Below are 25,179 nucleotides of genomic sequence, written 5' to 3' on the forward strand. Positions count from 1 at the left end.
AGTGGACTTTAGTTCGATTTAGTTATCATTTTCGCGAATCTGAACGCGGAACTGCGTGCCATTCGGATTCACTGAAACTTCAGAAATAGCGATCGTTTCCATACCTCGAATGATCGCCTGACGCCATGGACCTAGCTTGTTGTTCACTTCTAGACCATTGTCGTCGTACCAGTAAAATCTGTACTGAATATGCTGGTCACCTTTGTATTGACTAGCGAGTCGAACAATACCTCGAGCACGACCATCAACCTGAGTAGTAGAGATATCTTCAATTTGTAGACGACCCGCTAACACGTTGTCTCCAAACAAAACGGTTTGCGACTCACCATCGATACGTAATCCAGCGGTGTTGCTAGAACAACCCACCATTATTAACGCAGCCACTGCTGCAATAAGCCATTTTTTCATCGAATTTTTCCTAACTGTTTATGCCAAATTGTAGCATTGCCTCCCTGACGAGAGATCCAAACGATAGCGGTTCGTCCCGCCTCAACGTCAAATTGATGTTGCTGTTCACCAACAACGATGGTTTGAGTACCCGGCTCAACTACAGCACTGCTGCTGCGAATTTCACCCGGTAATGTTAACCAACTGCGCGTATCTGGTTGCTCGGTCAATGTGTTCCAGATGTTCAATATTGCATTGCCTAATTCATCATCTTTCGCGGCACCTTTGCGTAATTCGTCTTTAGCCCAAACACGCAGCGCCTGACGGATGATTATGGTTGGCATTCGCTCTGACAAGTCGCGCTGTGCCATTAAGTTAACATCCGTCAGTAAGTCGCTTTGAAGCTTTTGACCATTAAGCTGCATAGGCGAAAATGATTGGCTTACTTGTTTAGGGTAATAAGGAAGCGCGATGGTATACAAAGCGCCGTTCCCACGACTGTCATAAAGTGGCAGAGTTTGCCTCCAACCTTGCAAAGCATCTACTACGCCCTGCTCTTCTAAAACTATGACTCTTGCTTTGTCGCTATTAAGGAAACTTGCTTTACCATAACGTTTCTCTAGCTGAACCAGGTCTTCGTTCATACCAAGGCGTTTAGCGACACGTTTCGCACCATCAATCACTTGTGCATTATCAGGCATCACAGCTAACGCGCGTCGATAGTCAACATAGGCATCATTCAGTGCATTATCGGCTTCGTACAAAAGCGCTGATAAATAAAGAAGATAACCATTTTGCACCGCCTGCAAGGTTTTACCTGCATCAGGATAATTAGACAGCACACTACCCAGGTTAGGACTTAACCCCTGCGCCTGCATGTCATTTTGTGCCGACTCAAGTTCTCTTTCGCGGTCTTTACGCGCTTGTTCTTGAACTTGATTAGCCCTGCGCATTTCAATCAAGGCACCTTCGAGGCTGTTTTTCTTAAGGTAGTTCAACCCTAGATAGAGATGTAAGAAGCCCAGCTCATAATCGGCAGGTTTATAGATATCTAAATTGTCGTTAACAGCTAAAGCACCAACACTGGCCGCCGTTTCTGTCACAGATATCGTAGCTTTGTCTTGTTGAACTCGAACTGCGGTATCGCTAGCTTCAAATGCTGACTTACTGTCATCATACTGCTGGTTAAGCAGATACACTCGCCCTTTTTCGAAGTTATCAAGAATGTCACCAGCCACCTCTTCAGGTAAGGCTTCTTCCGCCTTTTGATACTGACCTGTTTTGACCGCCTGATAGACTTCGTTGTTTTGAGCGCTGTAGTGGCTAAATAAGTTTCCAGCCGATAGATTGGCACATGCAGAAAGAGCAGCAGAGCTGAATATCACGAATGCGAGTCGAACGTGTTTACGCACTTCGTACTCCGAATTATTTATTAGAATTTCATCATCGTCGCGGTTGGACAACGGTATTGATAAAAAGTTTGCATGAATACCGCCGTCCTCATAAAAATGTGTAACCTTAGCTCATCAACATTGGGCCAAGTGGTCGTCCACCGACCAAATGCATGTGGATGTGATATACCTCTTGGCCACCATGAGAGTTGCAGTTAACAATCAATCGGTATCCATCCTCATCGATCCCTTCTTCTTTCGCCAACTTGCGAGCAACAGTAAACATGCGCCCCATTGTCAGTTCGTCTGCTTCTTCAATGTCGTTTGTTGTTGGAATCAACTTATTAGGAATGATCAAAATGTGACTTGGAGCACGTGGATTAATATCACGAAATGCCGTGACCAGATCATCTTGATAAACCACGTCGGCAGGGATTTCTTTGCGAATAATTTTACTGAAAATGGTTTCTTCGGCCATGAAGCACTCCATTAAGTGTTGTTTTCGTTGAACGTTGCAAAGGAGTATGCGCTAAGCTCGCTCAAATCACAATAAAAAACAGTGTTCACTTAACATATACACCGTACTGATAGTAGCAGATGGCTAAATTTGTATTATGCGTCATAAAATGCGTGTCTCGCTATCAATACAATGACTCTCTTTTTGTTAATTTTTTAAGACATTACGTATTATTTAGGGAGAGATCTATGAAGGGCTCAGTGATCAAGCGTATGTACGCTGGGTTTGCATTGATCATCATAATGTTTGTTATTTCAACCATTATGACAATGCGAGGGATGCAACAAATTCACTCCAATTTTGGCAGTGTATCTAACACCGCTTTACCTTTGGTATCGCAGTCTAACCAAACCAGTGTTTACTTACTCTCTGCCGACAAACTTTTTAAAGACTTTTTAACAACGCAGAGCTCTGATCGAATGGACGAAATTCGCGGTCAGTTCGAAGACGCTAAAAGTCGCTACGACCAAGCTCTGAAAGATTTGGCTAAGGCCAGTACCGGCAACTCGGAACTCCAGGCAAGCATCGAACAGCTAAAAGAAATGGAGCTGCGTTATTTTACCGAAGCCGATGCAGCTATGAATAATTATCGCAACATGTTTGCAGCTCAAGCTGATGTTCAGAAATCATCACGCCGCTTCCAGCGTCTTCATTCTGAGCTCGGAGTTGGAATGAAAGAGTATGTGGATGACCAGAGCAGTATTTCCGTCAAAGTAATGGCTAAAAGCTACTTTATTAAACTGAAGGACGCAGAGGTGATTACGTCCGACGCTCTCGCAAGCAGCGATTTAGAGCTGGTAAATAAAGCGGTCGCTAAAAACAAAAAAGCCGTCACACACCTTAATTACGCATACCGCGGCCTAACCACACAAATGCCTGAAATTAAAAAGGTGTTTGATGAGTCAGTACAGCAGTTCACCACAGATATTGGTAAAAAAGGCGGCGTACTCGATCAGCACGCTTCGTACTTACAAGCCAAAGCTGCATTGTATGCCAATATTGCTAACCTTACTCTGGAAGTCGATAACACGATGGCGGTGCTCACCTCCTTTAGTGAAGCCGCGCAACAAGGCCTACACGCTTCCCTAGCAGAGGCGAGTGAAGTCTATGACCAAGGGGTAATCAATTCAATCACATTGGGCATTCTTGTCATTGCCTTAGCACTCGGTATTGGCTACCACATCGCCCATAGTGTGCGCACGCCACTCACTCGTATCCTTTCAACACTTGAAAGCCTGACACAAGGCGACATGACCCAGCGCATAGAAAATCGCCACAACAACGAGTTCAGCCGTGTAAGTAGCCATATCAATTCGCTAGCAGACAATCTTCACGACATTTTGAAGAAGCTCAACAGCGCATCCGATAATCTTACTGATACCGCTAACATTAACCAGCAAACTTCCTCCAAAGCGCAATCGCAGCTCAGCCAGCAGCGTGAGCAAACTGCTAACGTTGCAACCGCTATGACAGAAATGGCGCATTCGGTTCAAGAAGTCGCGCAAAGTGCACAAAGCTCGCAGCAGATGGTTGAACAGGTTGAATCGGCCTCAGAATCAGGTCGTCAGATCATGAATGACAACATCACCACCATTAACCAACTTGAGAGTCGCCTCACCCAGTCAGTTGACGCCGTTAAAGACCTCCAGAGTATGAGCAGTCAGATTGGCTCGATTTTGGATGTGATCCGCAATATCGCAGAACAAACGAACCTACTAGCGCTCAATGCTGCAATTGAAGCTGCACGAGCAGGTGAACAAGGACGCGGGTTTGCCGTTGTAGCAGATGAAGTTAGGGTGTTGGCTCAACGAACGACGGAATCAACGTCAGAAATTGAAAACATGATAAGTAACCTACAGAACAGCTCTACATCGGCCAATAAAGTGATTCAAAGCTGTATGGATGATATGGATCAGTCAGTTGCTCAAGCTTCCAATGCCAATAGCGCAATGGAGGAAATTCAGGCATTGATTATTGAAATAAGCCAAATGAGTGGACACATCTCCCAAGCAGCTGCCGAACAAAGTGAAACCACAGGGGAAATTGCTCGCAACATTGATGAAATCAATCAGATTGCCGACACCAGCTACCAAGCCATGGCTCAAATCGCACAAACTAGTACGGATCTGACCCAGCTGGCCAACCAACAAGGTGAACTGGTGCATCGCTTTAAACTCTAGTTTTGTAAAGACAATGCAAATTATTCACTAAGGGCGGTTAATTTCATTAATCGCCCTTGTTTTTTATTTGCGCTGTCGTTATATGGTTATTAAGGCTTGCCCACTTCTAACTTCACATTTTTCGCAAGCCAAGCATGAGGAAGGTTTATGGCAGTTCATGTTGGCATCATTGATCAGGACCCAATCCGATTAGTCACTCCATTATTGGATAACCGGACCGTCAGTGATCACATTGTTTTTATTGGCGTTAAGAGCCAGAAAGATATGTATCATCGATTACATAGCGTTCTGGCAAAAAGAGACATTACATCAGAGTTTTTTGAGATTCCGAATGTCGCGAATACTTCACGAATCAAACGTGCTGTCGGCATTCTGGCTGACGACCTTAGTGCACGTGGAGAAGACGTTAAGTTAAACGCCAGTTGTGGACTGCGTCATCGTCTGCTGTCTGTTTACGAGGTGTTTCGTACTTTTCATTGGCCGATTTTTGTCGTAGAACCAAATAGTGACCGCCTTTGCTGGCTATACCCAGACGGTAAAGAAGATACTCAAGTAGAAGATCGAATTACGATTGACGACTACCTAACAGTATTTGGCGCTAGGGGCGAGTTTAATGACCAACAGCTTCCTCCACAGCTTGATCAGAAACTGTATGAGCTTGGAGAACGATGGGCAAGCAATGCACTTGAACTTGGTCCTGGTCTTGCGACACTTAACTATCTCGCTACTACGTGCCGTAAAGAGCAAAAGCTCGATGTCGCACTATCCGAGAAACAACAAGGTTACCGCGAGCTCAATATGCTGCTCAGTGACTTGGTCGAAGCCGAAATTGCAACTTATGAGCATGGTGTTCTCACCTTCGCAGATGAAGACGCCCGTCGCTTCTCAAATGGTGAATGGTTAGAGACGTTAGTTCACAGCACAGTGCGTCAGATCCAAAAAGATATGCCAACCATTCAGGATCATTCACTCAATGTGCAGGTTTATCGTCAGCTTGGTGATCGTGAAGTGCGTAATGAGCTTGATGTTGCCTCGGTCGCCAATAACAAACTTCATATCATTGAGTGTAAAACTAAAGGTATGCGCGATGACGGTGATGACACCTTATACAAGCTCGAGTCTTTGCGCGATCTGTTGGGTGGCCTTCAAGCGCGAGCCATGCTCGTCAGCTTCCGACCATTGCGCTACAACGATATTACACGAGCTGAAGATCTCGGATTAGCGCTAATTGGTCCAGATGAATTAAAAGACCTGAAAACGCACCTAACTAACTGGTTTAAAGAGGCGGGCGGATACGACGACTGCGATGTCTGCTAGATAAACTCGGATCTAAAAGACAAGAAACCCGCCAATCGGCGGGTTTTCTTTTATTCGATTACCATTCTTAGCTGTCATCTTCAGTGAAGCTTGTTGGCAGCGAGGTTTTCATCTCGTTCCAAATCTGCCCACTTTCAATACCATAGTGACGAACAACAACGATGATTCGGTCACGATCACCTGTTTCGCAAACTTCCAGTAGATCGCGGTAAAATTGCAGTGCTAGATTACGTGCTTCCGGGCTTGAGAAGTAGTAACTTCCTACGCGGTCGTACAGCTTTTTAAGACCGTTGAAAATCAATCCGTAAATCTGGTTGCCTGAATGGAACGCCAGACGTTGGAACAGCATGTAGTCATAGAAGTTAAAGGTTTTAGCAATCAAAGTTGCCTGACGCTTAGCTTCGTCCTTCTCACCGTCGTCTTTGATATGTTGTTGGATTTTCTCCGCATAAGGCGAAGACTCCATAAACGTATCCCAAGAGTCTGCAGCAAGCAGGCTCTCACAAGATTCTATAACACCACTAATGGTACGTTCTGCACTTTCTTTATTCGCTTTAAACGCGTAGCGCATAAAAATAGGGCTGATGTTTGTTCGTGCCGCAAGCAAATCTTCAACAATCGAAGTTGCGTTATCCGCATCCAAGGTCATTAGCGTGTCGAGGATATGTAACCCCGATGTTTCCATGAACTGGTTAACCTTGGTCGGTTTGCCGTGTTGGATGGTTAACCAGCCGTCACGCGCCAAGCGCTGTAGCACTTCACGCAGTGTCGTTCGGGTAACCCCTATTAATTCAGAGAGCTCGCGTTCAGCGGGAAGAATAGAACCTGGAGGGAAGCGCCCTTTCCAAATACTCTCAATGATGTATTTTTCTGCGAAACCTGCAGGGCTCTTTGCCTTGATGACCATTAATTTAACTATCCAATATTTTTATTTATAGGGTCGAATAGAACTCATCATACCACTAGTTCTTAGTTATCGGAAACAAACCGAAAGTAAACTTGACGCAAAACACCAATAGAGTTGTAGCTCTAATTTATACTGAGGGATTGCGTTATTATGTCTTTGAGTCAAAGCTAATTTATTATAAATTTAATAAAAACTTCACACTTGCTAGCCCTTATGGGTATTGACTTAGTTTGCAAAACATAAGTTTTTAATTTTGCAATATTAAACTGTCATTTCCATTCAATATAATGACATAATCTATCTTATTCGACCTTTTCGAGGCCGAGCTGCCATGAATTGTTTTTTTTCACAACTCTCATCCCGCCTTAACGCCACTTTGATCGCGTTTTTAAACAAAAGTCCACTGAGCGATTTATCAAGATAAACTTTATTATTGACTAAATTAACTTGAGGAGTACAGTTGCGACCAAAGTAAGGAGTGCTTGTCTTTCTCAGGGAGTGACTTGGCAAGGCCACATATCATTTTGCTTTATGTTGTTTTTCTAAGTCACTGTTGAATCAGGTCTGTTTCAGCGTTTTTTCTTGTCATTCGCCACGATTAATTTGGTGATGAGCTAAGCCCACAATGACACAGATATATAGATGCAAGCACACGCAGTGTCTATTCATAACAACATTTAAGAGTATTAGTATCATGCCGATGTCACTCGGGAATGCTTTCATTAAGAATTTCTTAGGAAAGGCCCCAGATTGGTATAAAGTTGCCATCATTTCATTTCTTATCATCAACCCGATTGTCTTTTTCCTTATCGACCCATTCGTAGCGGGTTGGCTTCTGGTCGCAGAGTTTATTTTTACTCTCGCGATGGCCCTCAAGTGTTACCCTCTTCAGCCGGGAGGCTTATTAGCCATTGAGGCTATTGCGATTGGAATGACCAGCCCAGAGCAAGTCAAACATGAGCTAGTCGCCAACATCGAAGTGTTATTGCTCCTGATCTTCATGGTAGCGGGCATCTACTTCATGAAACAGCTACTGCTGTTTATCTTTACAAAGATACTACTTGGCATTCGCTCAAAAAGCTTGCTCTCTGTAGCCTTTTGTTTTGCTGCAGCTTTTCTATCCGCTTTCCTTGACGCACTAACCGTTATTGCAGTTGTCATTAGCGTGGCGGTCGGTTTCTACGCGATCTACCACAAAGTCGCTTCAGGTAAAGGCTCAACAGCGTCACACGACCATACTCAAGACGACCATCTTTCAGAGCTAACGCGCGATGATTTAGAAAACTATCGTGCCTTTTTGCGTTCTTTATTGATGCATGCAGGTGTCGGTACGGCACTGGGTGGTGTAATGACTATGGTTGGTGAGCCGCAAAACTTGATCATTGCTGATCAGGCCGGCTGGCAGTTCGGCGAATTTATTATTCGTATGCTACCGGTTACGGCACCCGTTTTTGTCTGCGGCTTAATTACTTGTGTACTTGTTGAAAAGCTTAAAATCTGTGGATACGGTGCTCGTTTACCTGATAACGTTCGTCAAATCCTAGTCGACTTTGACAATGCAGAACGTAAAACACGTACTAAGCAAGATGTCGCGAAGCTGTGGATTCAAGGTGCAATTGCTATCTGGCTTATCGTCGGACTAGCACTTCACCTTGCGGCTGTTGGCTTGATTGGCCTGTCTGTCATCATTCTTGCTACCGCATTTACTGGTGTCATCGAAGAACATTCAATGGGCAAAGCGTTTGAAGAAGCGTTGCCGTTTACTGCCTTACTTGCCGTCTTCTTTGCCGTTGTTGCAGTGATCATCGACCAACAGCTATTTAAGCCTGTTATCGATGCGGTGTTACACGTCGAAGATAAAGGGGCTCAGTTGGCACTCTTCTATATTGCTAACGGCATACTTTCGATGGTGTCAGATAACGTATTCGTCGGTACGGTTTACATCAACGAGGTGAAAACTGCACTGATTGAGGGAGTAATCACTCGCGACCAGTTCGACCTACTCGCAGTAGCAATCAATACTGGTACCAACCTTCCTTCGGTAGCCACGCCAAATGGTCAGGCAGCCTTCTTATTCCTGTTGACCTCAGCTCTTGCGCCTCTGATTCGCTTATCTTATGGCCGCATGGTTATAATGGCTCTGCCTTACACGATCGTCCTTGCACTGGTTGGTCTTGCAGGTATTGTGTTCCTTGTTGAGCCGATGACAGCGTGGTTTTACGATGCAGGTTGGATTTCAGCACATGTAGGTGAGCTGACTCCAGCTGTCTCTGGCGGACATTAATCAAGAAAACTCAAAAGTTTTAGTTGAAGCCGAAACTTTTCCACGATAAAAAGCTCTGATTAGTCAGAGCTTTTTTTATAAACAGGATATCTCTGTGAACATTCTTTCTACCATTAAGTCTTTTTCCCAATCGCGCTTGTCTTGGTTACTGTTACTAGCCTTTGTCATCTTCTTTGAAGTTGCAGCATTATACTTTCAGCACGTCATGATGCTCGCACCTTGTGTTATGTGTATCTACGAGCGAGTCGCTATGCTTGGCATCGGCGCAGCAGCCATAATCGGTTTGATAGCACCGGATAACACAGCGGCACGCTGGCTGGGACTCGCGGCTTGGGGTGCGAGTTCATATAAAGGCTTAATGCTAGCTCTGGAGCACGTCGATTACCAATTCAACCCTTCTCCGTTTGCCACCTGCGATTTGTTTGTCACCTTCCCCGATTGGGCACCTCTCAACAAGTGGGCTCCATGGATGTTTGAAGCATTTGGTGACTGTAGCAAAGTCGTATGGCAGTTTCTTTCGCTCTCTATGCCTCAATGGTTGGTCGTTATCTTCGCAGCAAACCTAGCGGCATTGGTCGTTATCGTTATTGCACAGTTTGCGAAAGCTAGAAGCTAGAAGCTAGAAGCTAGAAGCTAGAAGCTAGAGATTAAAAAGGGTTGGCACATATGTGCCAACCCTTTTTATTTTGGTCTCTCATCTATTGTTCAGATGGCATTAGTTCATCTCACGGCCAGGTGCAGGGGCTAACACTTCTCTATTTCCATTATGCCCCGGCGCACTTACAATCCCTTGAGCTTCTAATTGCTCAACGATGCGAGCTGCACGGTTATAGCCAATTTTAAAACGTCTCTGCACACCTGAAACAGAACCACGGCGTGACTGCACGACGTGCTCGACAACCTGATCAAACAGCGGGTCCATCTCTTCCTCACCTTCAGGTTTCTCACCCGGTAGTAGGCCTTCTGGTCCTTGATCGCCATTGGTGATTTCATCAATGTAGTTTGGCTTACCACGCGCTTTCCAGTTGTTTACCACAGCATGTACATCGTCATCCGAAGCAAACGCACCATGTACACGCACCGTGTGGCTGGAACCCGGAGGAAGGTAAAGCATGTCACCCATACCTAATAGTGATTCAGCACCACCTTGATCAAGAATGGTTCTAGAATCTGTTTTAGTTGATACAGTGAACGCAACACGGGTTGGGATATTGGCTTTGATTAAGCCAGTAATGACGTCAACAGATGGACGCTGCGTCGCGAGAATCAAGTGAATACCAGCGGCACGCGCTTTTTGAGCAAGACGGGCTATGAGCTCTTCGACCTTCTTGCCTACCACCATCATCAAGTCAGCAAATTCATCGACAATAACCACAATATAAGGCAGTTTCTCCAGCAGTGGTGGCGTTTCGTCCATGCTGTCACCCGGTTGCCACAGTGGATCGTGAATCGGATGCCCTGCTTCTGCGGCCATCTTGAGCTTGTCGTTAAAGCCTTTGATGTTACGTACACCTAGTGCAGACATTAGCTTGTAACGACGTTCCATCTCACCCACACACCAACGCAGCGCATTCGACGCATCTTTCATGTCAGTAACCACTTCAGATAGAAGATGTGGAATGCCTTCGTATACCGATAGCTCGAGCATTTTCGGGTCAATCATGATGAAACGTACTTCTTCAGGCGTCGCTTTGTACAGCATACTCAAGATCATCACGTTTACACCCACCGACTTACCTGAGCCCGTGGTACCCGCGACCAGAACGTGCGGCATCTTCGACAAATCTGCGACAACAGCCTCACCTGCGATATCTTGACCAAGTACGACCGTTGTCGGCGATTTGGCTTCAATAAAGTGCTGGCTACCAACAACATCTGAGAAGTACACTGTCTGGCGACTCATGTTTGGTAACTCAAGTCCTACGTATGGTTTACCTGGTATTACTTCAACAACACGAACCGCCATCGCTGACAATGAACGAGCTAAGTCCATAGAAAGGCCTGAAATACGGGAGACCTTAACCCCTGGCGCTAAGTCCAGTTCAAATCTTGTAATGACGGGACCTGGGAAGATATCGACGACTTCAGCCTTAATTTTGTAGTCGGCAAGCTTAGCTTCCACCAAGCGAGCAATCTCTTCCAACGCAGCGCGGTCAATAAAGTTCTCGCGTTTTTCTGGGTGATACAACAGCTCTAATGTGGGCATTGGCTCTTTTGGCGTAGGGAGATTAGCTTCTTGCTGAACAAGGAACGGGTTCTGCTGAGCAGCAACTTTTGCCTGAGCATCCGAGACAATGTTCTGGAACGCTGCGACATCCGCATCGCCCTCTTCAACATCTTCGACTTCTACGGAGGCGTTAATGTCACTGTCTTCATCAGCGACTTCAAATGACGAGATAACAGGGTCTTGATGGCTGCTGTCTGGTTCCACCTCAGTCGAGATCTGTTCGAGCTCTATAGGGTCAATTCGAGGCTGAACTATTTCTTGCTCTTCATGAACCTCTTCAGTGCTCCACGGCATACCTTGAATAGGGTCAGCGTTAACAGGAGACTCCACCGGTTCAGGTTCTCTATCTGCGACATCGATGTTTTCTTTTATGCTTTCTTGCTCTTGAAGCGCAAAATCATCTTCGCTTTGAGCTGCCGCTTCGAGTTCTTCTATCGTCGAACCAAGCTGTCTGGTGCGCTCTTCTTTTGGTTCTTTGTCATATACGTTGCTTTGAACGACTGGAGGTGCTTCGACAATGGGTTCAGGAAGTTCTTCTGGTTCAGGTTGGTACGAGCGAGGCTCAATGTCGATTCTCTCGACAACTGGGTCACTCACTGTTGGCTCTTTGCGAGAATCAGGCATGTGGATATTGAAACGGCGAGGTTCCTCATCCACATTCGCTGCAAATAACGCGTCTTCTGTTTCTGCATCATCTACCGGAGCTTGCTTTGTATCATCACGAGGTGTCGTTAATTGAGGTTCTATGAGTTCTTCTTTTTCACCACGAGCTTTGTTCACCAGGTTTGTTAGTAAGTGGATGGCACCTTCGCCCAGCCAATCTACTATCGATAACCATGAAATCCCAGTCAGTAGGGTGAAACCCGCTCCCCACAAAAAGAGAAAAACTAGGGTAGTTCCTAAGATGTTGAGAGTAGGTAACGATAAACTGGTCAGCACATCACCAATTACACCGCCAGAAGAGAAATACCAGATATCATCGAAGTTAATATCTGCAAGACCACAGCTCGTCAGGATAAGGATCGTTAAACCTAGAAGACGTGTGCCCCAAAGCATCAAGTCGATAGGTTCGTTTTCACCTCGCTTTCTCAACATGACCCAAGCGGTAATCGTGATAATGATTGGAATCGGATAAGCCATCGAACCAAAGGTAAAAAATAATGTATCGGCAACCCAAGCGCCGACCAAACCGCCTGCGTTATTGATGTCTCCACCCCAAGCGGTTTGAGACCAAGAGGGGTCAGCAGGATTAAACGTGAGTAAGGCGATGGACAATAATATAGAAGACAGCACAATCACGATAAGACTGCACTCTTTAAGGCGTTGAGGGCCATCAAGACGAGAAGACTGAGGCTCTTCTCCGGTTTTGATTATTGTTTCAACTTTATTTTTGTTCTCTTTGAACATAACCAACTTATCAACTACGTGATACTGACCCGAATGCAACACCCTTGCTTGAACATCCACCCGGCTAATCAGTAGGGAAAAAAATAGTCCGAGCAGCTATGCCACTCGGACTATCGATTTAACCATATCGGGACTTAAAACCCAATTACCTTAAGTCAGAATATCGAAAGGTATTACGCTACTCTGCAAAGATTAGCGTGTTTTGATAACTAACTGGTTTGTCTGTTTAACTTCTTCCATAACAACATACGTACGTGTGTCGTTAACACCAGGAAGACGTAGAAGCGTATCGCCAAGGAGCTTTCGATATGCACTCATGTCCGACACTCGAGTCTTCAATAGGTAATCGAAATCACCTGATACTAGGTGACATTCCTGAATATCATCGAGCTTCTGCACTGCTGCATTAAATTGTTCAAACACATCTGGCGCACCACGGTTTAGCGTAATTTCTACGAAAACCAATAGTGATGCATCAAGGAACTGCGGGTTTAACAAAGCTGTATAGCCCGTAATGTACCCTTGACGTTCCAGACGACGAACACGTTCTAAACACGGCGTTGGTGAAAGACCAACTCGTTTAGACAGTTCAACGTTTGAAATACGACCGTCTTTCTGCAGTTCGTTTAGAATGTTGCGATCGATACGGTCTAGATCCTTAGACGGCTTCTTATTGTTGTCTGCCATTTTTTATTCCACCTTATTACTTCCTTGCAAAAAAATATACTACAACTTTTTAATATTCAGTATCAAATTTTATTCAATCGTATCTATACTAGATATTAATTCGACAGAATTACCCTACACATAGTTAATACAACCAAAATAAAATGAGGAGTCAGGATGATCATTGGCGTACCTAAGGAAATCAAAAACCACGAGTACCGTGTTGGTATGATCCCAGCGAGCGTTCGCGAGCTAGTATCTCAAGGTCACCAGGTTTTTGTAGAAACCAATGCCGGTTCTGGCATCGGCTTTTCAGACGATGATTACATCGCTGTAGGCGCATCCATTCTTCCTACCGCTGCTGACGTTTTCGCGCAAGCAGAAATGATTGTAAAGGTTAAAGAACCTCAAGCTGTTGAGCGTGCTATGCTCCGCGAGGGACAAATATTATTTACTTATTTGCACCTAGCACCAGATTTTCCACAAACTGAAGAGCTAATCAAGAGCAAAGCTGTCTGTATAGCGTATGAGACTGTAACAGATAATATGGGTCGCTTGCCACTACTTGCTCCAATGTCTGAGGTAGCAGGTCGCATGTCTATTCAAGCGGGTGCACAAACTTTAGAGAAATCTCACGGTGGCCGTGGTCTTCTTCTTGGTGGTGTACCAGGTGTTGAGCCAGCAAAAGTTGTTGTTGTTGGTGGCGGCGTAGTAGGTGCAAACGCGGCACGTATGGCTGTAGGCCTACGAGCTGACGTCACTATCCTAGACCGCAATGTAGACACGCTTCGCCGTCTAGATGAAGAATTCCAAGGTCGTGCAAAAGTGGTTTACTCTACAGAAGATGCTATTGAGAAGCATGTTCTAGAAGCAGATCTAGTCATCGGTGCTGTTCTAATCCCAGGTGCTGCTGCACCTAAACTAGTGACTAAAGAGCACATCGCTAAGATGAAGCCAGGCGCAGCTGTTGTTGACGTTGCAATCGACCAAGGTGGTTGTTTCGAAACTTCACACGCGACAACTCACGCAGATCCAACTTACATTGTTGATGACGTTGTTCACTACTGTGTAGCAAACATGCCAGGCGCTGTTGCACGCACTTCTACTTTCGCTCTAAACAATGCAACACTGCCTTACATTGTGAAGCTAGCGAACAAGGGCTACCGCGAAGCACTTCTAGAGGACAACGGCTTCCTAGAAGGTCTAAACGTTATTCACGGTAAAGTAACGTGTAAAGAAGTAGCAGAAAGCTTCGACCTAGAATACGTAGACCCAGCGAATGCTATCGCAATGTTCAACTAATGTTGAATAGCAATATATAGCAAAAAAAACGCTCACTTCGGTGGGCGTTTTTTTTATGGGGATTAGGGCCGTTTTTTGGCTTCACCAGGTCTGCATCGGTTGATGAAACCTTTTCTTTATTCACAGCTTCTCAGAAAAGCCATTGTGATTAAAAATGAGGTGCTCTCAAGAAATCGCCGATGTGTTCTCTAAAACCAACGTTCCAGTGCGTTTTTGTCTAGCTGACGAAAAGCACGATTAAGAATTTGAGCCAGCTCTTTATAACGAGGGCGACTTTTCATCGGCTCTAACGCAAATCCACTCTCAACGATCTTTTGGTGAATTTCACGATACCAGCCCGCCAATGCTGGAGGAAGTTGGGTATTCGCACGACTGCCAAGCCACCACATACCCTGAATCGGTAAGCTAATGGCGAACAATGCCATAATCACCGCCTGGGGCATTGCTGAGTAGTTATTGAAGGCCATTTGGGTCAAAACGCTAATAGCAGCGATTGCAGGCATTACTTTTACGCCAAATTTAGTGGCTTTGATAATGCGTTGCTCTGGAAACAGTAAATTGAGTTCTTTGCGCATAGGCCACGTTTCCATGTACTTCTGCCCATCACGTAGGTTATGAACTAAACCGACTTTATTACTCATAGGACTCTCTCACTCCAGTATCGGGCCTTAAAAACTAAAATTCAGTTGAAAGATTCAACTTTCAGCGTAAAAAATTGATGAAAGTTAATATTCTTTCAAATTTTTTTGTTATTATTGGCTATTATCGTTATCCTTTGCAGGCCCACAATCTCATTGTTGCTGTTATTTACAATTTAAGCAACTCTCGGGACCCTTCTGCAGCGGATGCAAGAGCAGTGAGCGGGAATCACTGCTGTCTTTTATACGGAATTCGAAGTTTTTTTGACCAAGATTAGTACGCAGCCTTTTGAGCTTCGTCTATTCTTGTGATTAATTTTTTATCCTAATTGATTATTACAGGTAGTCACTCATGTCTAAGCTAGTTTTAGTTTTAAACTGCGGTAGTTCTTCTCTTAAGTTCGCGATTGTCGATGCAGAAAACGGCAACGAGCACCTAACAGGTCTTGCTGAATGTCTTCACCTTCCTGAAGCACGTATCAAATGGAAACTGGATGGTAAGCACGAAGCACAACTAGGTGAAGGTGCAGCACACGATGAAGCGCTTTCTTTCATCGTAGAAACTATTCTTGCTTCTAAGCCAGAACTTGCAGATCAACTGAAAGCAGTTGGTCACCGTGTTGTACACGGCGGTGAGAAGTTCACTCAATCTGCTCTTATCACTGACGACGTTCTTAAAGGTATCGAAGACTGTGCAACACTAGCACCTCTTCATAACCCAGCGGCTATCATCGGTATTAAAGCGGCTCAAAAAGCATTCCCTAGCCTGCCAATGTCAGCGGTATTCGATACGGCTTTCCACCAGTCTATGCCAGAAGAAGCGTACCTATACGCCCTTCCATACAACCTGTACAAAGAGCACGGTATCCGTCGCTACGGTATGCACGGTACATCTCACCTATTCATCGCTCGCGAAGCAGCTGAGCGCCTAGGTAAGCCTGCAGATGAACTAAACATCATCAACTGTCACCTAGGTAACGGTGCATCTGTTTGTGCAATCAAAAACGGTAAGTCTGTAGATACTTCAATGGGTCTAACTCCACTTGAAGGCCTAGTAATGGGTACTCGTTGTGGTGATATCGATCCTGCGATCATCTTCCACCTACACGACGCACTTGGTTACTCTGTAGAGCAAATCAACACTATGCTAACTAAAGAGTCTGGCCTTGCTGGTCTAACTGAAGTTACATCTGACTGCCGTTTCGTTGAAGACAACTACGGTGAGAAAGAAGAAGCAACTCGCGCGATGGACGTATTCTGCCACCGCCTAGCGAAGTACGTGGCTGGTTACACTGCGACTCTAGAAGGTCGTCTAGACGCGATCGTATTCACAGGTGGTATCGGTGAAAACTCTGGTCCAATCCGCGAGATGGTTCTTAACCGTCTAGGCGTATTCGGTATCGAAGTTGACGGAGAAGCTAACCTGAAAGCACGTTTTGGCGGCGAAGGTACTATCACTACAGCTGACAGCCGCATCCCAGCGATGGTTATCTCTACTAACGAAGAGCTCGTTATCGCTGAAGACACTGCACGTCTAGCAGGTCTTTAATTGACTCAACCGGCTGACTTTTAAGTCAGCCGGTTTTCTTACTAAGGGGCGTAACTCCTATTCCATCTCAGGGAATACGAAGTTGGGCTTTTATCTAAAATAGCTAAAGGTACTCTACGAATGTCTCGTACTATTATGCTTATCCCTGCCAGCGCTGGTGTTGGTCTTACTAGTGTAAGCATGGGTGTTCTTCGCGCAATGGAGCGCAAAGGCGTTAAGGTTTCTTTCTACAAGCCAATTTGTCAGCCACGCTCAGGTGGTGATCAACCAGATCTGACTTCAACGATCGTTGGTTATAACAGCGATATGAAGATCGGTGAACCTTTGGCAATGTCTGTAGCTGAGAGCCTGATTGGTAACGACAACATGGACGAGCTGCTGGAAACAGTAGTAGAGCGTTACAACCAGATCAACAAAGACGCGGACGTTACGTTAATCGAAGGTCTTGTACCTACTCGTAAGCACCCATTTGCGAACCAAGTGAATGCGGAAATCGCAGCAACACTTGGCGCAGAGATCGTACTTGTTGCGACACCAGGCACAGATAACCCTGCGCAGCTTAAAGAGCGTATCGAAGTCGCATGTTCGAACTTCGGCGGTACTAAGAACAAGAATATCTCCGGCGTAATCATCAACAAGCTTAACGCTCCAGTTGATGAAGCAGGCCGTACTCGCCCGGACCTGTCAGAAATCTTTGATGATGCAGACAGCGCGAAGCAAAACGAAATGAAAGTGATGGAGATCTTTAACACATCTCCAATCCGCGTTCTTGGCTGCGTGCCATGGAGCATTGACCTGATCGCTACTCGTGCAATCGACATGGCGAAGCACCTCAATGCAGACATCATCAACGAAGGTGATATCAACACTCGTCGTATCAAGAGCATCACGTTCTGTGCACGTTCACTACCAAACATGATTGAGCACTTTAAGCATGGCTCTCTATTGGTAACCTCTGCGGACCGCCCAGACGTAATTGTTGCAGCAGCACTTGCAGCAATGAATGGTGTGGATATTGGTGCGGTTCTTCTAACGGGTGGCTACGACATTCCTGAAGAAATCGTTGGTCTTTGTAAGCCAGCGTTTGACACCGGCCTTCCAATCTTCAAAGCACAAGGCAACACTTGGCAGACATCTCTGAACTTACAGAGCTTCAGCCTTGAAGTACCTGAAGATGATAAAGAGCGTATCGAGTTCATCAACGAACACGTTGCTGGCCACATCGATGGCAACTGGATTGAGTCTATGACGGAAGGCACTCAAAAGTCTCGCCGTCTAAGCCCACCAGCATTCCGTTACCAGCTTACTGAGTTCGCTCGTCGTGCAGGTAAACGTATCGTTCTGCCTGAAGGTGATGAACCACGTACCGTTAAAGCGGCGGCTATCTGTGCCGAGCGCGGTATTGCAGAGTGTGTGCTTCTGGGTAACCCAGAAGAGATCAAACGTGTTGCAGCACAACAAGGCGTTGAGCTAGGTACCGGTGTAACTATCATCAACTCTGATGAAGTACGTGAAAATTACGTTGCGCGTCTAGTTGAGCTACGTGGTGCGAAAGGCATGACGGAAGTTGTGGCTCGTGAGAAGCTACAAGATTCAGTATTCCTTGGCACTATGATGCTAGAAAACGATGAAGTTGACGGTCTGGTTTCTGGTGCTGTTCATACAACAGCAAACACGATTGTCCCGCCATTCCAGATCATCAAGACTGCACCAAATGCGTCTATCGTATCTTCAGTATTCTTCATGCTTCTGCCTGATCAAGTACTGGTTTACGGTGACTGTGCAATCAACCCAGATCCAACGGCTGAACAGCTTGCTGAAATCGCTATCCAATCGGCGGATTCTGCAGCGGCATTTGGTATCGACCCGCGTGTTGCAATGATCTCATACTCTACTGGTGAATCTGGTAAGGGTGCAGACGTTGATAAAGTACGTGAAGCGACGAAACTAGCTCAAGAGAAGCGTCCTGATCTTGTCATCGATGGTCCTCTTCAGTACGACGCGGCTATTATGGAAAACGTGGCAGCATCTAAAGCGCCAAACTCTCCAGTAGCAGGTAAAGCGACCGTATTTGTATTCCCAGACCTAAACACGGGTAACACGACTTACAAAGCGGTACAACGTTCAGCAGACCTAGTCTCTATCGGTCCAATGTTGCAAGGTATGCGCAAGCCTGTAAACGACTTGTCTCGCGGTGCACTAGTAGACGATATTGTTTACACAATCGCTCTGACGGCAATTCAGGCAGACCAAGAGCAAAACTAAGCTCTATTGGTTTATGTTGATGAAAAAGCAGCAGTATTTTACTGCTGCTTTTTTTTATTGCTACACTTATCCCAAACGTCATGCTTGGGTTTCAAATGTCAGTAAAGCTATTTTCCTCACAAGCCTCACTCGAACAAAATGTTCTGAAAATCACCAGCTTTTTTCTGGCGATCACAGGCACAGGCTTTACGATTGTTAACTTTTTTTTCTGGGACTTACCAAAGTTCGGTGTTATCGACTCTATCTATACCGCTATCTGTATCTACGTGTATTTGAGAATCGAATTTGGCCATTACAGGCCTTGGCATTCGGCGCTACTGATTTCTGGTCTCACTGCCCTGCTTATCTACAGCATGGCAGTTGCAGATGGCTACTCTGTTCTGGTTTTTTGGGCATTTTGTTTTCCCGCTTTGTACCACATATTTTTTAACCGTTATATCGCTTCAGCCATCACATTCGCCTTCTATTTAGTTGCGATTTCTATCCTTGCCTCATATCCACCACTAATCAATTCGACACCCTATACCTTAATCAACTTCACCATTCCTTACTTTCTAATTTGGGCGATCTCTTTTGTTCATGAGGATATGCAAACCAAGATCAAAGGCAAGCTCAGTGATGCAGCTCTCCTAGATCCATTGACCGGAGCAAAAAATCGCTTAGCTCTTGAAGCAGACACGTCCGACAATCCGGATTTGGTTCACAATCACTACCTTGTACACTTTGACCTCGACCACTTTAAACGAGTCAATGACAACTATGGCCATGCCGCAGGTGACACAGTATTAAAAATGGTCGCTAAAATCGTAGGTCAGCAAGTACGCCAAGATGCATTTTATCGAGTTGGCGGCGAAGAGTTTTGCACTATTTTTTCAGCGCCCGACAAAGAAAGCGCGTTCAGCATTGCCAACGCACTGAGAGAGAAGTTAAGTCAGACACCCATATCGATTGGAGATCAAACTCTGCAAGTGACGCTTAGTGGAGGATTATGCGAATTGGTCGTCGAGGAAGGTACCGTCCGAATTGACGAAACAATGAAGATAACAGATGCGGCCCTGTACCAAGCGAAAGCACAGGGCCGTAATCAGGTTATTGCTATTTAAATACTCTCTCGACCGTGAGCAGATTCTAGGTCAAGCTCGGGGCCTTTGGGAACCACTTGCGTTGGGTTGATTCCTGTGTGGCTAAAGTAGTAATGACGCTTGATATGATAAAAGTCGGTCGTGTCTGCAATCCCTTCTACCTGATACAACTCTTTCATATACCCGTGCAAGTTTGGATAGTCGGCAATGCGCTTTTTATTGCATTTGAAGTGACCGACATACACGGCATCAAATCGAATCAATGTTGTAAACAATCGCCAATCCGCTTCAGTGATAACATTACCTGCAAGATAACGGTGGGTTGCTAAATACGTGTCGATCCGATCAAGCGCTTCAAACAAATTGTCGTAAGCTTCTTCGTAGGCTTCCTGAGCCGTTGCAAACCCGCAACGATATACACCATTATTCACATTGGGATATATGTAATCATTCCACTCGTCCACCAACGTTCTTAACTCATCCGGGTAGTAGTCATCTTGATTGCCCGTGAGTTCGTTAAACTCTGAGTTAAACATGCGGATAATCTCTGAAGATTCGTTGCTCACTATCGTATTATGCTTTTTATCCCACAGCACTGGCACCGTAACGCGCCCCGTGTAATCTGATTTAGCTTGAGTGTAGATTTGGTGCATTCGAGTATGCCCAAATAAAGGCTCAGGCAAGCCCATTTGCCAACCCTCTCCCATCATATCTGGGCACACCACAGTCACATCAATATGCTCTTCTAGCTTTTTCAGTTTTCGGAATATGAGGGTACGATGAGCCCACGGGCAAGCGAGCGATACGTATAAATGATAGCGACCTGATTCAGGCTGAAACTTGGCATTAGGCTTATTTTCCACCCATTCTCGAAACCCAGCATCTTCTCGGACAAACTTACCGCCACTGGTTTTAGTGTCATACCAAACGTCTTGCCATTTACCTTCTACTAACTTGCCCATATCACACTCTCAACTGATTAATATCTATAGACTAAGTATAAAAAAAGCCAGCTTACTCTAAAGCAGAATAAGTTGGCTTTGTTGTTCGAATTATTTGAAGTAAAAAAAGCGCGACTCCCGAAGGACGCCGCGCTTAAGCCCGTCACAGGCTGAATCGGCTAGACACTGACATGCAGGCAAGATACGGCATGAACATCACTGCCCTGTATAGACGGTTTCGTATTAGCACACGCTTCTGTTGCCTGAGGGCAACGAGTACGGAATACACAACCAGACGGCGGGCTGATTGGAGATGGTAGATCACCTTCCAGCATTTCGATCTGCTTATTGCGTTCAAGGTGCGGATCAGGAATTGGTACCGCTGACATCAAAGCGCGTGTGTAAGGGTGCTTAGGATCAGCGAATAACGATTCAGCTTCACCCAGCTCTACAGCATTACCCAAATACATAACCAATACGCGGTCAGAGATATGTTTAACTACTGATAAATCGTGTGCGATAAAGACAAGGGATAACCCTAGCTCTTTTTGCAGCTCTTTCAGAAGGTTCACAACCTGAGCCTGAATAGACACATCCAAAGCAGAAACGGGCTCATCACAGATGATCATCTTAGGCTTGAGGATAAGTGCACGAGCGATACCAATTCGCTGACACTGACCACCTGAGAATTCGTGTGGGTAGCGGTTGATTACGTTAGGCAGAAGACCTACTTTGGCCATCATCTCTTTAACGCGATCTTTTACTTCTTCTTTTGACAACTCAGGATAGAAAGTCTCCAGAGGCTCGGCGATGATGTCCCCAACCGTCATACGCGGGTTAAGCGATGCTAGCGGATCTTGGAAGATCATCTGAATTTCTTTACGCGTTTCGCGGCGCTGTACGTCTTGCATCTTAGTCAGGTCTTGACCCAACCAAACCACTTCACCATCTGTCGCTTCAACCAAACCGATAATGGCGCGTGCAAACGTCGATTTACCGCAACCCGACTCACCTACTACACCTAATGTTTCACCTTCATAAAGGCGAACATTAACACCGTCAACGGCTTTCAGGTTCGATGGCTTAGACCAAGGCCAAGCGGATTTAGACGCAATGCTGAAGTGAACTTTAAGATCCGATACATCCAGAATTAATTTTTTATCTGCACTCATTTTTCCCAAGCCTCCCATTCTGAAAAACATGCACGCTGACGACCATCACCAAATGGTGTCAGGATTGGCGCTTCACGCTTACAACGATCCATAACACGGTGACAACGCTCTTGATACGGACAACCAGTTGGCAGACGTAGCAAGTTTGGCGGGTTACCCGGAATCGTCGGCAAAATCTCACCTTCCGTATCTAAACGAGGGATGGCTTTGAGTAGGCCTTCAGCATAAGGGTGGCTTGGTTTGTAGAAGATTTCATCGACAGTACCGTACTCCATCGTACGGCCAGCATACATAACAAGCACTTTGTCACATGACCCAGCAACCACACCCAGATCGTGAGTGATCATGATGATGGCTGTATTGAATTCATCTTTCAGCTCATTAAGCAGATCCATAATCTGCGCTTGAACGGTTACATCTAGTGCCGTTGTCGGTTCATCTGCAATCAGTAGTTTAGGGCGACATAGTAATGCCATTGCGATCATTACACGCTGGCGCATACCGCCTGAAAACTCGTGCGGGTACATAGTGATACGCTTACGTGCTTCCGGAATTTTCACGGCTTCAAGCATGCGCACCGACTCTTCAAACGCTTCTGCTTTACCCATACCTTTATGAAGCATCAGTACTTCCATAAGCTGGTCGCTAACTTTCATGTATGGGTTCAAAGACGTCATTGGGTCCTGAAAGATCATCGCGATCTGTTCAGCACGTACTTTATTCAGTTCTTTTTCTGGAAGGTTAAGGATTTCCTTACCTTCAAATTTAGCACTACCAGAGATAATGCCGTTTTTTGCCAGCAATCCCATGATAGAGAATACTGTTTGCGATTTTCCTGAACCAGATTCACCCACGATACCGAGAGTTTCGCCTTGGTTCAGAGAAAAGTTTAGATCGTTAACTGCGGTAACAATACCATCTTGAGTGGTAAATTCGACACGCAGATCTTTGACATCTAATAAGCTCATCATTGCTTCCTTAATCTTTATAGATTTTATAATTTATTGCTTTTTACTTATCTGTCTTTTGGATCCAGCGCATCGCGCAGACCGTCACCGACGTAGTTGAAACAGAACAAAGTTACAACCATGAACGCCGCTGGGAATGTTAGCTGCCAAATAGCAACTTCCATCGTTTGTGCACCCTCTTGAAGTAGTGCGCCCCAGCTTGTCATCGGCTCCTGGACACCAAGACCAAGGAAGGATAGGAATGACTCAGTCAGAATCATGCTTGGGATTAGCAGCGTCGAGTATACGGCTACAATACCCAGAACGTTTGGAACAATGTGACGAGTGATAATTTTCCACTTGCTCACACCACAAACATGGGCTGCTTCAATGAACTCTTTGCTACGTAGACTAAGGGTTTGACCACGTACGATACGCGCCATATCCAGCCATGCAATTGCACCGATCGCAACGAAGATCAAGATGATATTACGACCGAAGAAGGTAACCAGTACGATAACTAGGAACATGAATGGTACAGCGTACAGAATTTCCAGAATACGCATCATGATACGGTCCACTTTACCGCCGATGAAGCCAGAAGCCGCACCGTAAAGCGTACCAATCAGTACCGCAACCAACGCGCCCATAACACCAACCATCAACGAGATTCGGCCACCGATAAGTGTACGCACGTATAGATCTCGACCTAGGCTATCAGTACCAAACCAATGATCTACACTTGGACCTACATGCATTGCATACCAGTCTGTGTCATCGTAGGCATAAGGGGCGATCATTGGCAGAACAATAACCGCCAATGTCATTACAAATAGGATAAACAAGCTCACCATTGCCGCTTTGTTACGCATAAAGCGGATACGGGCGTCTTGCCATAAACTGCGACCTTCGATCTCTAAGTTTTCAGAGAACTTCTCAATCGCTTCAAGGTTTTCTTTTTTCGTTAACATAACCAAACTTCCCTGTTAGTAGCGAATTTTCGGGTCAATCATTGCAAGTAAGATATCTACAATCGCGTTGAATAAAATGAATAGGAAACCAATCAGAATGGTTACACCCATTACTAGCGAGTAGTCACGGTTAAATGCAGCGTTAACGAAAAGCTTACCGATACCTGGCAGGCCGAAGATAGTTTCAATAACTACCGAACCTGTGATGATACCTACGAATGCTGGGCCCATGTAAGACACAACAGGGAGAAGTGCTGGCTTAAGAGCATGCTTTACAATTATGTAGCGGTAACTTAGACCTTTTGCACGAGCAGTACGGATAAAGTTACTGTTCAGCGTTTCAATCATCGAACCACGTGTAATACGGGCGAATGTCGCTACGTAGAGTAAAGACATACCAATGACAGGAAGTACAAGATACTTAAAGCCACCATCATGCCAGCCACCCGCAGGGAAGATATTCCAGTGCAGGGAGAATAGATAAATCAGAGCTGGGGCCAGTACAAACGATGGCATTACAACCCCTAGCATTGCAGTCGACATTATGGTGTAGTCGACCCAAGTATTCTGCTTCAGCGCAGCAATGGTTCCGACGGTCACCCCCATAATCACGGTAAAGATAAAGGCGATAAAACCAACCTTTGCCGATACTGGAAGCGCCACCGAGATTAGCTCATTTACAGAGTAATCTAGGTACTTAAATGACGGTCCGAAATCACCTTGTAGAACGTTGGTCAAATAAGTGGTGTATTGCTCAAATACTGGCTTATCCAGGCCGTATTTAGCTTCGATGTTTGCCATAACTTCTGGCGGAAGAGGACGCTCGCTCGAGAAAGGGTTACCCGGTGCGAAACGCATTAGAAAGAAAGATACTGTGATCAATACCAACATAGTTGGGATCGCTTCAAATATCCTTTTTGCGATGAATTTAAGCATAAACTCACTCTTTCAGTCTGTGACGGTTAAAAAGAAAAGGATCAGCCCATATTCCATAAATTTGGACTGAAATAAGGCGCTACATGTGATTTC

The 25,179-nt window shown here is 45.4% G+C and carries 20 protein-coding genes; 8 read left to right on the top strand and 12 right to left on the bottom strand.

Annotated elements, in window-relative coordinates:
• Positions 1 to 18: 18 nt before the first annotated feature.
• The 3 genes from VIC_RS08475 to hinT all read right to left on the bottom strand — a co-directional run bounded on the left by VIC_RS08475 (position 19) and on the right by hinT (position 2,256).
• Positions 19 to 408 carry a YcfL family protein gene (locus VIC_RS08475; RefSeq protein ID WP_006959074.1) on the bottom strand — a complete coding sequence of 130 codons (390 nt, stop codon included), beginning with the start codon at positions 406 to 408 and terminating at the stop codon, positions 19 to 21.
• Entirely contained in the window at positions 405 to 1,799 is a 1,395-nt protein-coding gene (locus VIC_RS08480) for a COG3014 family protein (protein ID WP_006959076.1), read from the bottom strand. The genes VIC_RS08475 and VIC_RS08480 overlap by 4 nt, the downstream gene beginning before the upstream one ends.
• A gap of 106 nt (positions 1,800 to 1,905) precedes the next feature.
• A complete protein-coding gene (hinT, locus tag VIC_RS08485; protein WP_006959079.1) occupies positions 1,906 to 2,256 on the bottom strand; it encodes a purine nucleoside phosphoramidase in 351 nt (116 codons plus the stop codon).
• A 227-nt stretch (positions 2,257 to 2,483) separates the two neighbouring features.
• Between hinT and VIC_RS08490 the strand changes: the two genes are divergently transcribed.
• Together VIC_RS08490 and VIC_RS08495 are read left to right on the top strand one after the other, a co-directional pair.
• A complete protein-coding gene (locus VIC_RS08490) occupies positions 2,484 to 4,475 on the top strand; it encodes a methyl-accepting chemotaxis protein (protein WP_006959082.1) in 1,992 nt (663 codons plus the stop codon).
• A gap of 147 nt (positions 4,476 to 4,622) precedes the next feature.
• Positions 4,623 to 5,792 carry a DUF1887 family protein gene (locus VIC_RS08495; RefSeq protein ID WP_006959084.1) on the top strand — a complete coding sequence of 390 codons (1,170 nt, stop codon included), beginning with the start codon at positions 4,623 to 4,625 and terminating at the stop codon, positions 5,790 to 5,792.
• Between the two features lie 67 nt (positions 5,793 to 5,859).
• Here the strand turns inward: VIC_RS08495 and fadR are convergent, their stop codons facing one another.
• Complete coding sequence (gene fadR / locus VIC_RS08500) at positions 5,860 to 6,699, bottom strand: fatty acid metabolism transcriptional regulator FadR (RefSeq protein ID WP_006959086.1); 840 nt, start codon at positions 6,697 to 6,699, stop codon at positions 5,860 to 5,862.
• 694 nt (positions 6,700 to 7,393) lie between these two features.
• On the opposite strand from fadR, the gene nhaB reads away from it, so the two are divergent.
• Together nhaB and dsbB are read left to right on the top strand one after the other, a co-directional pair.
• Positions 7,394 to 8,983, top strand: coding sequence for a Na(+)/H(+) antiporter NhaB (gene nhaB, locus VIC_RS08505; RefSeq protein WP_006959088.1), 1,590 nt, complete (start codon positions 7,394 to 7,396; stop codon positions 8,981 to 8,983).
• A 94-nt stretch (positions 8,984 to 9,077) separates the two neighbouring features.
• Entirely contained in the window at positions 9,078 to 9,599 is a 522-nt protein-coding gene (gene dsbB / locus VIC_RS08510; protein ID WP_006959090.1) for a disulfide bond formation protein DsbB, read from the top strand.
• Between the two features lie 99 nt (positions 9,600 to 9,698).
• On the opposite strand, the gene VIC_RS08515 is transcribed toward dsbB, so the two are convergent.
• Complete coding sequence (locus VIC_RS08515; protein ID WP_039951773.1) at positions 9,699 to 12,617, bottom strand: DNA translocase FtsK; 2,919 nt, start codon at positions 12,615 to 12,617, stop codon at positions 9,699 to 9,701.
• A gap of 192 nt (positions 12,618 to 12,809) precedes the next feature.
• Positions 12,810 to 13,304, bottom strand: coding sequence for a leucine-responsive transcriptional regulator Lrp (gene lrp, locus VIC_RS08520; RefSeq protein ID WP_006959094.1), 495 nt, complete (start codon positions 13,302 to 13,304; stop codon positions 12,810 to 12,812).
• Positions 13,305 to 13,460: 156 nt separating this feature from the next.
• Between lrp and ald the strand changes: the two genes are divergently transcribed.
• Positions 13,461 to 14,585, top strand: coding sequence for an alanine dehydrogenase (gene ald, locus VIC_RS08525; protein WP_006959097.1), 1,125 nt, complete (start codon positions 13,461 to 13,463; stop codon positions 14,583 to 14,585).
• 188 nt (positions 14,586 to 14,773) lie between these two features.
• On the opposite strand, the gene yfbV is transcribed toward ald, so the two are convergent.
• Positions 14,774 to 15,226 (bottom strand): terminus macrodomain insulation protein YfbV, encoded by a 453-nt coding sequence (yfbV, locus tag VIC_RS08530; protein WP_006959098.1) that lies wholly within the window; start codon positions 15,224 to 15,226, stop codon positions 14,774 to 14,776.
• A gap of 349 nt (positions 15,227 to 15,575) precedes the next feature.
• On the opposite strand from yfbV, the gene VIC_RS08535 reads away from it, so the two are divergent.
• The 3 genes from VIC_RS08535 (at position 15,576) to VIC_RS08545 (ending at position 20,140) form a co-directional block, all read left to right on the top strand.
• A complete protein-coding gene (locus tag VIC_RS08535) occupies positions 15,576 to 16,772 on the top strand; it encodes an acetate kinase (RefSeq protein WP_006959100.1) in 1,197 nt (398 codons plus the stop codon).
• A gap of 120 nt (positions 16,773 to 16,892) precedes the next feature.
• Positions 16,893 to 19,037, top strand: coding sequence for a phosphate acetyltransferase (gene pta / locus VIC_RS08540; protein ID WP_006959102.1), 2,145 nt, complete (start codon positions 16,893 to 16,895; stop codon positions 19,035 to 19,037).
• Positions 19,038 to 19,132: 95 nt separating this feature from the next.
• Positions 19,133 to 20,140, top strand: coding sequence for a GGDEF domain-containing protein (locus VIC_RS08545; protein WP_006959103.1), 1,008 nt, complete (start codon positions 19,133 to 19,135; stop codon positions 20,138 to 20,140).
• On the opposite strand, the gene VIC_RS08550 is transcribed toward VIC_RS08545, so the two are convergent.
• The 5 genes from VIC_RS08550 to oppB all read right to left on the bottom strand — a co-directional run bounded on the left by VIC_RS08550 (position 20,137) and on the right by oppB (position 25,086).
• On the bottom strand, positions 20,137 to 21,081 hold the full coding sequence (locus VIC_RS08550) for a glutathione S-transferase family protein (protein WP_006959105.1): 945 nt from the start codon (positions 21,079 to 21,081) through the stop codon (positions 20,137 to 20,139). The two genes, VIC_RS08545 and VIC_RS08550, sit on opposite strands and share 4 nt — an antisense overlap.
• Positions 21,082 to 21,239: 158 nt before the next feature.
• On the bottom strand, positions 21,240 to 22,232 hold the full coding sequence (gene oppF, locus VIC_RS08555) for a murein tripeptide/oligopeptide ABC transporter ATP binding protein OppF (protein WP_006959108.1): 993 nt from the start codon (positions 22,230 to 22,232) through the stop codon (positions 21,240 to 21,242).
• Positions 22,229 to 23,200, bottom strand: a complete 972-nt coding sequence (gene oppD / locus VIC_RS08560) for an ABC transporter ATP-binding protein (protein ID WP_006959110.1) — start codon at positions 23,198 to 23,200, stop codon at positions 22,229 to 22,231. The genes oppF and oppD overlap by 4 nt, the downstream gene beginning before the upstream one ends.
• A 47-nt stretch (positions 23,201 to 23,247) precedes the next feature.
• Entirely contained in the window at positions 23,248 to 24,150 is a 903-nt protein-coding gene (gene oppC / locus VIC_RS08565) for an oligopeptide ABC transporter permease OppC (RefSeq protein ID WP_006959112.1), read from the bottom strand.
• 15 nt (positions 24,151 to 24,165) lie between these two features.
• Positions 24,166 to 25,086, bottom strand: coding sequence for an oligopeptide ABC transporter permease OppB (gene oppB / locus VIC_RS08570; protein ID WP_006959114.1), 921 nt, complete (start codon positions 25,084 to 25,086; stop codon positions 24,166 to 24,168).
• Positions 25,087 to 25,179: the final 93 nt, after the last annotated feature.

The organism is Vibrio coralliilyticus ATCC BAA-450 (genome assembly GCF_000176135.1).
Classification (GTDB): domain Bacteria; phylum Pseudomonadota; class Gammaproteobacteria; order Enterobacterales; family Vibrionaceae; genus Vibrio; species Vibrio coralliilyticus.

Excerpts from the sequence above, each read along its gene's own strand:
- oppC (WP_006959112.1), bottom strand. The coding sequence starts at position 24,150 with ATGTTAACGAAAAAAGAAAACCTTGAAGCGATTGAGAAGTTCTCTGAA.
- oppB (WP_006959114.1), bottom strand. The coding sequence starts at position 25,086 with ATGCTTAAATTCATCGCAAAAAGGATATTTGAAGCGATCCCAACTATG.
- ald (WP_006959097.1), top strand. The coding sequence starts at position 13,461 with ATGATCATTGGCGTACCTAAGGAAATCAAAAACCACGAGTACCGTGTT.
- VIC_RS08475 (WP_006959074.1), bottom strand. The coding sequence starts at position 408 with ATGAAAAAATGGCTTATTGCAGCAGTGGCTGCGTTAATAATGGTGGGT.
- VIC_RS08495 (WP_006959084.1), top strand. The coding sequence starts at position 4,623 with ATGGCAGTTCATGTTGGCATCATTGATCAGGACCCAATCCGATTAGTC.
- VIC_RS08490 (WP_006959082.1), top strand. The coding sequence starts at position 2,484 with ATGAAGGGCTCAGTGATCAAGCGTATGTACGCTGGGTTTGCATTGATC.
- VIC_RS08515 (WP_039951773.1), bottom strand. The coding sequence starts at position 12,617 with ATGTTCAAAGAGAACAAAAATAAAGTTGAAACAATAATCAAAACCGGA.
- nhaB (WP_006959088.1), top strand. The coding sequence starts at position 7,394 with ATGCCGATGTCACTCGGGAATGCTTTCATTAAGAATTTCTTAGGAAAG.
- pta (WP_006959102.1), top strand. The coding sequence starts at position 16,893 with ATGTCTCGTACTATTATGCTTATCCCTGCCAGCGCTGGTGTTGGTCTT.
- oppD (WP_006959110.1), bottom strand. The coding sequence starts at position 23,200 with ATGAGCTTATTAGATGTCAAAGATCTGCGTGTCGAATTTACCACTCAA.
- fadR (WP_006959086.1), bottom strand. The coding sequence starts at position 6,699 with ATGGTCATCAAGGCAAAGAGCCCTGCAGGTTTCGCAGAAAAATACATC.
- yfbV (WP_006959098.1), bottom strand. The coding sequence starts at position 15,226 with ATGAGTAATAAAGTCGGTTTAGTTCATAACCTACGTGATGGGCAGAAG.
- VIC_RS08545 (WP_006959103.1), top strand. The coding sequence starts at position 19,133 with ATGTCAGTAAAGCTATTTTCCTCACAAGCCTCACTCGAACAAAATGTT.
- hinT (WP_006959079.1), bottom strand. The coding sequence starts at position 2,256 with ATGGCCGAAGAAACCATTTTCAGTAAAATTATTCGCAAAGAAATCCCT.
- lrp (WP_006959094.1), bottom strand. The coding sequence starts at position 13,304 with ATGGCAGACAACAATAAGAAGCCGTCTAAGGATCTAGACCGTATCGAT.
- VIC_RS08550 (WP_006959105.1), bottom strand. The coding sequence starts at position 21,081 with ATGGGCAAGTTAGTAGAAGGTAAATGGCAAGACGTTTGGTATGACACT.
- VIC_RS08535 (WP_006959100.1), top strand. The coding sequence starts at position 15,576 with ATGTCTAAGCTAGTTTTAGTTTTAAACTGCGGTAGTTCTTCTCTTAAG.
- oppF (WP_006959108.1), bottom strand. The coding sequence starts at position 22,232 with ATGAGTGCAGATAAAAAATTAATTCTGGATGTATCGGATCTTAAAGTT.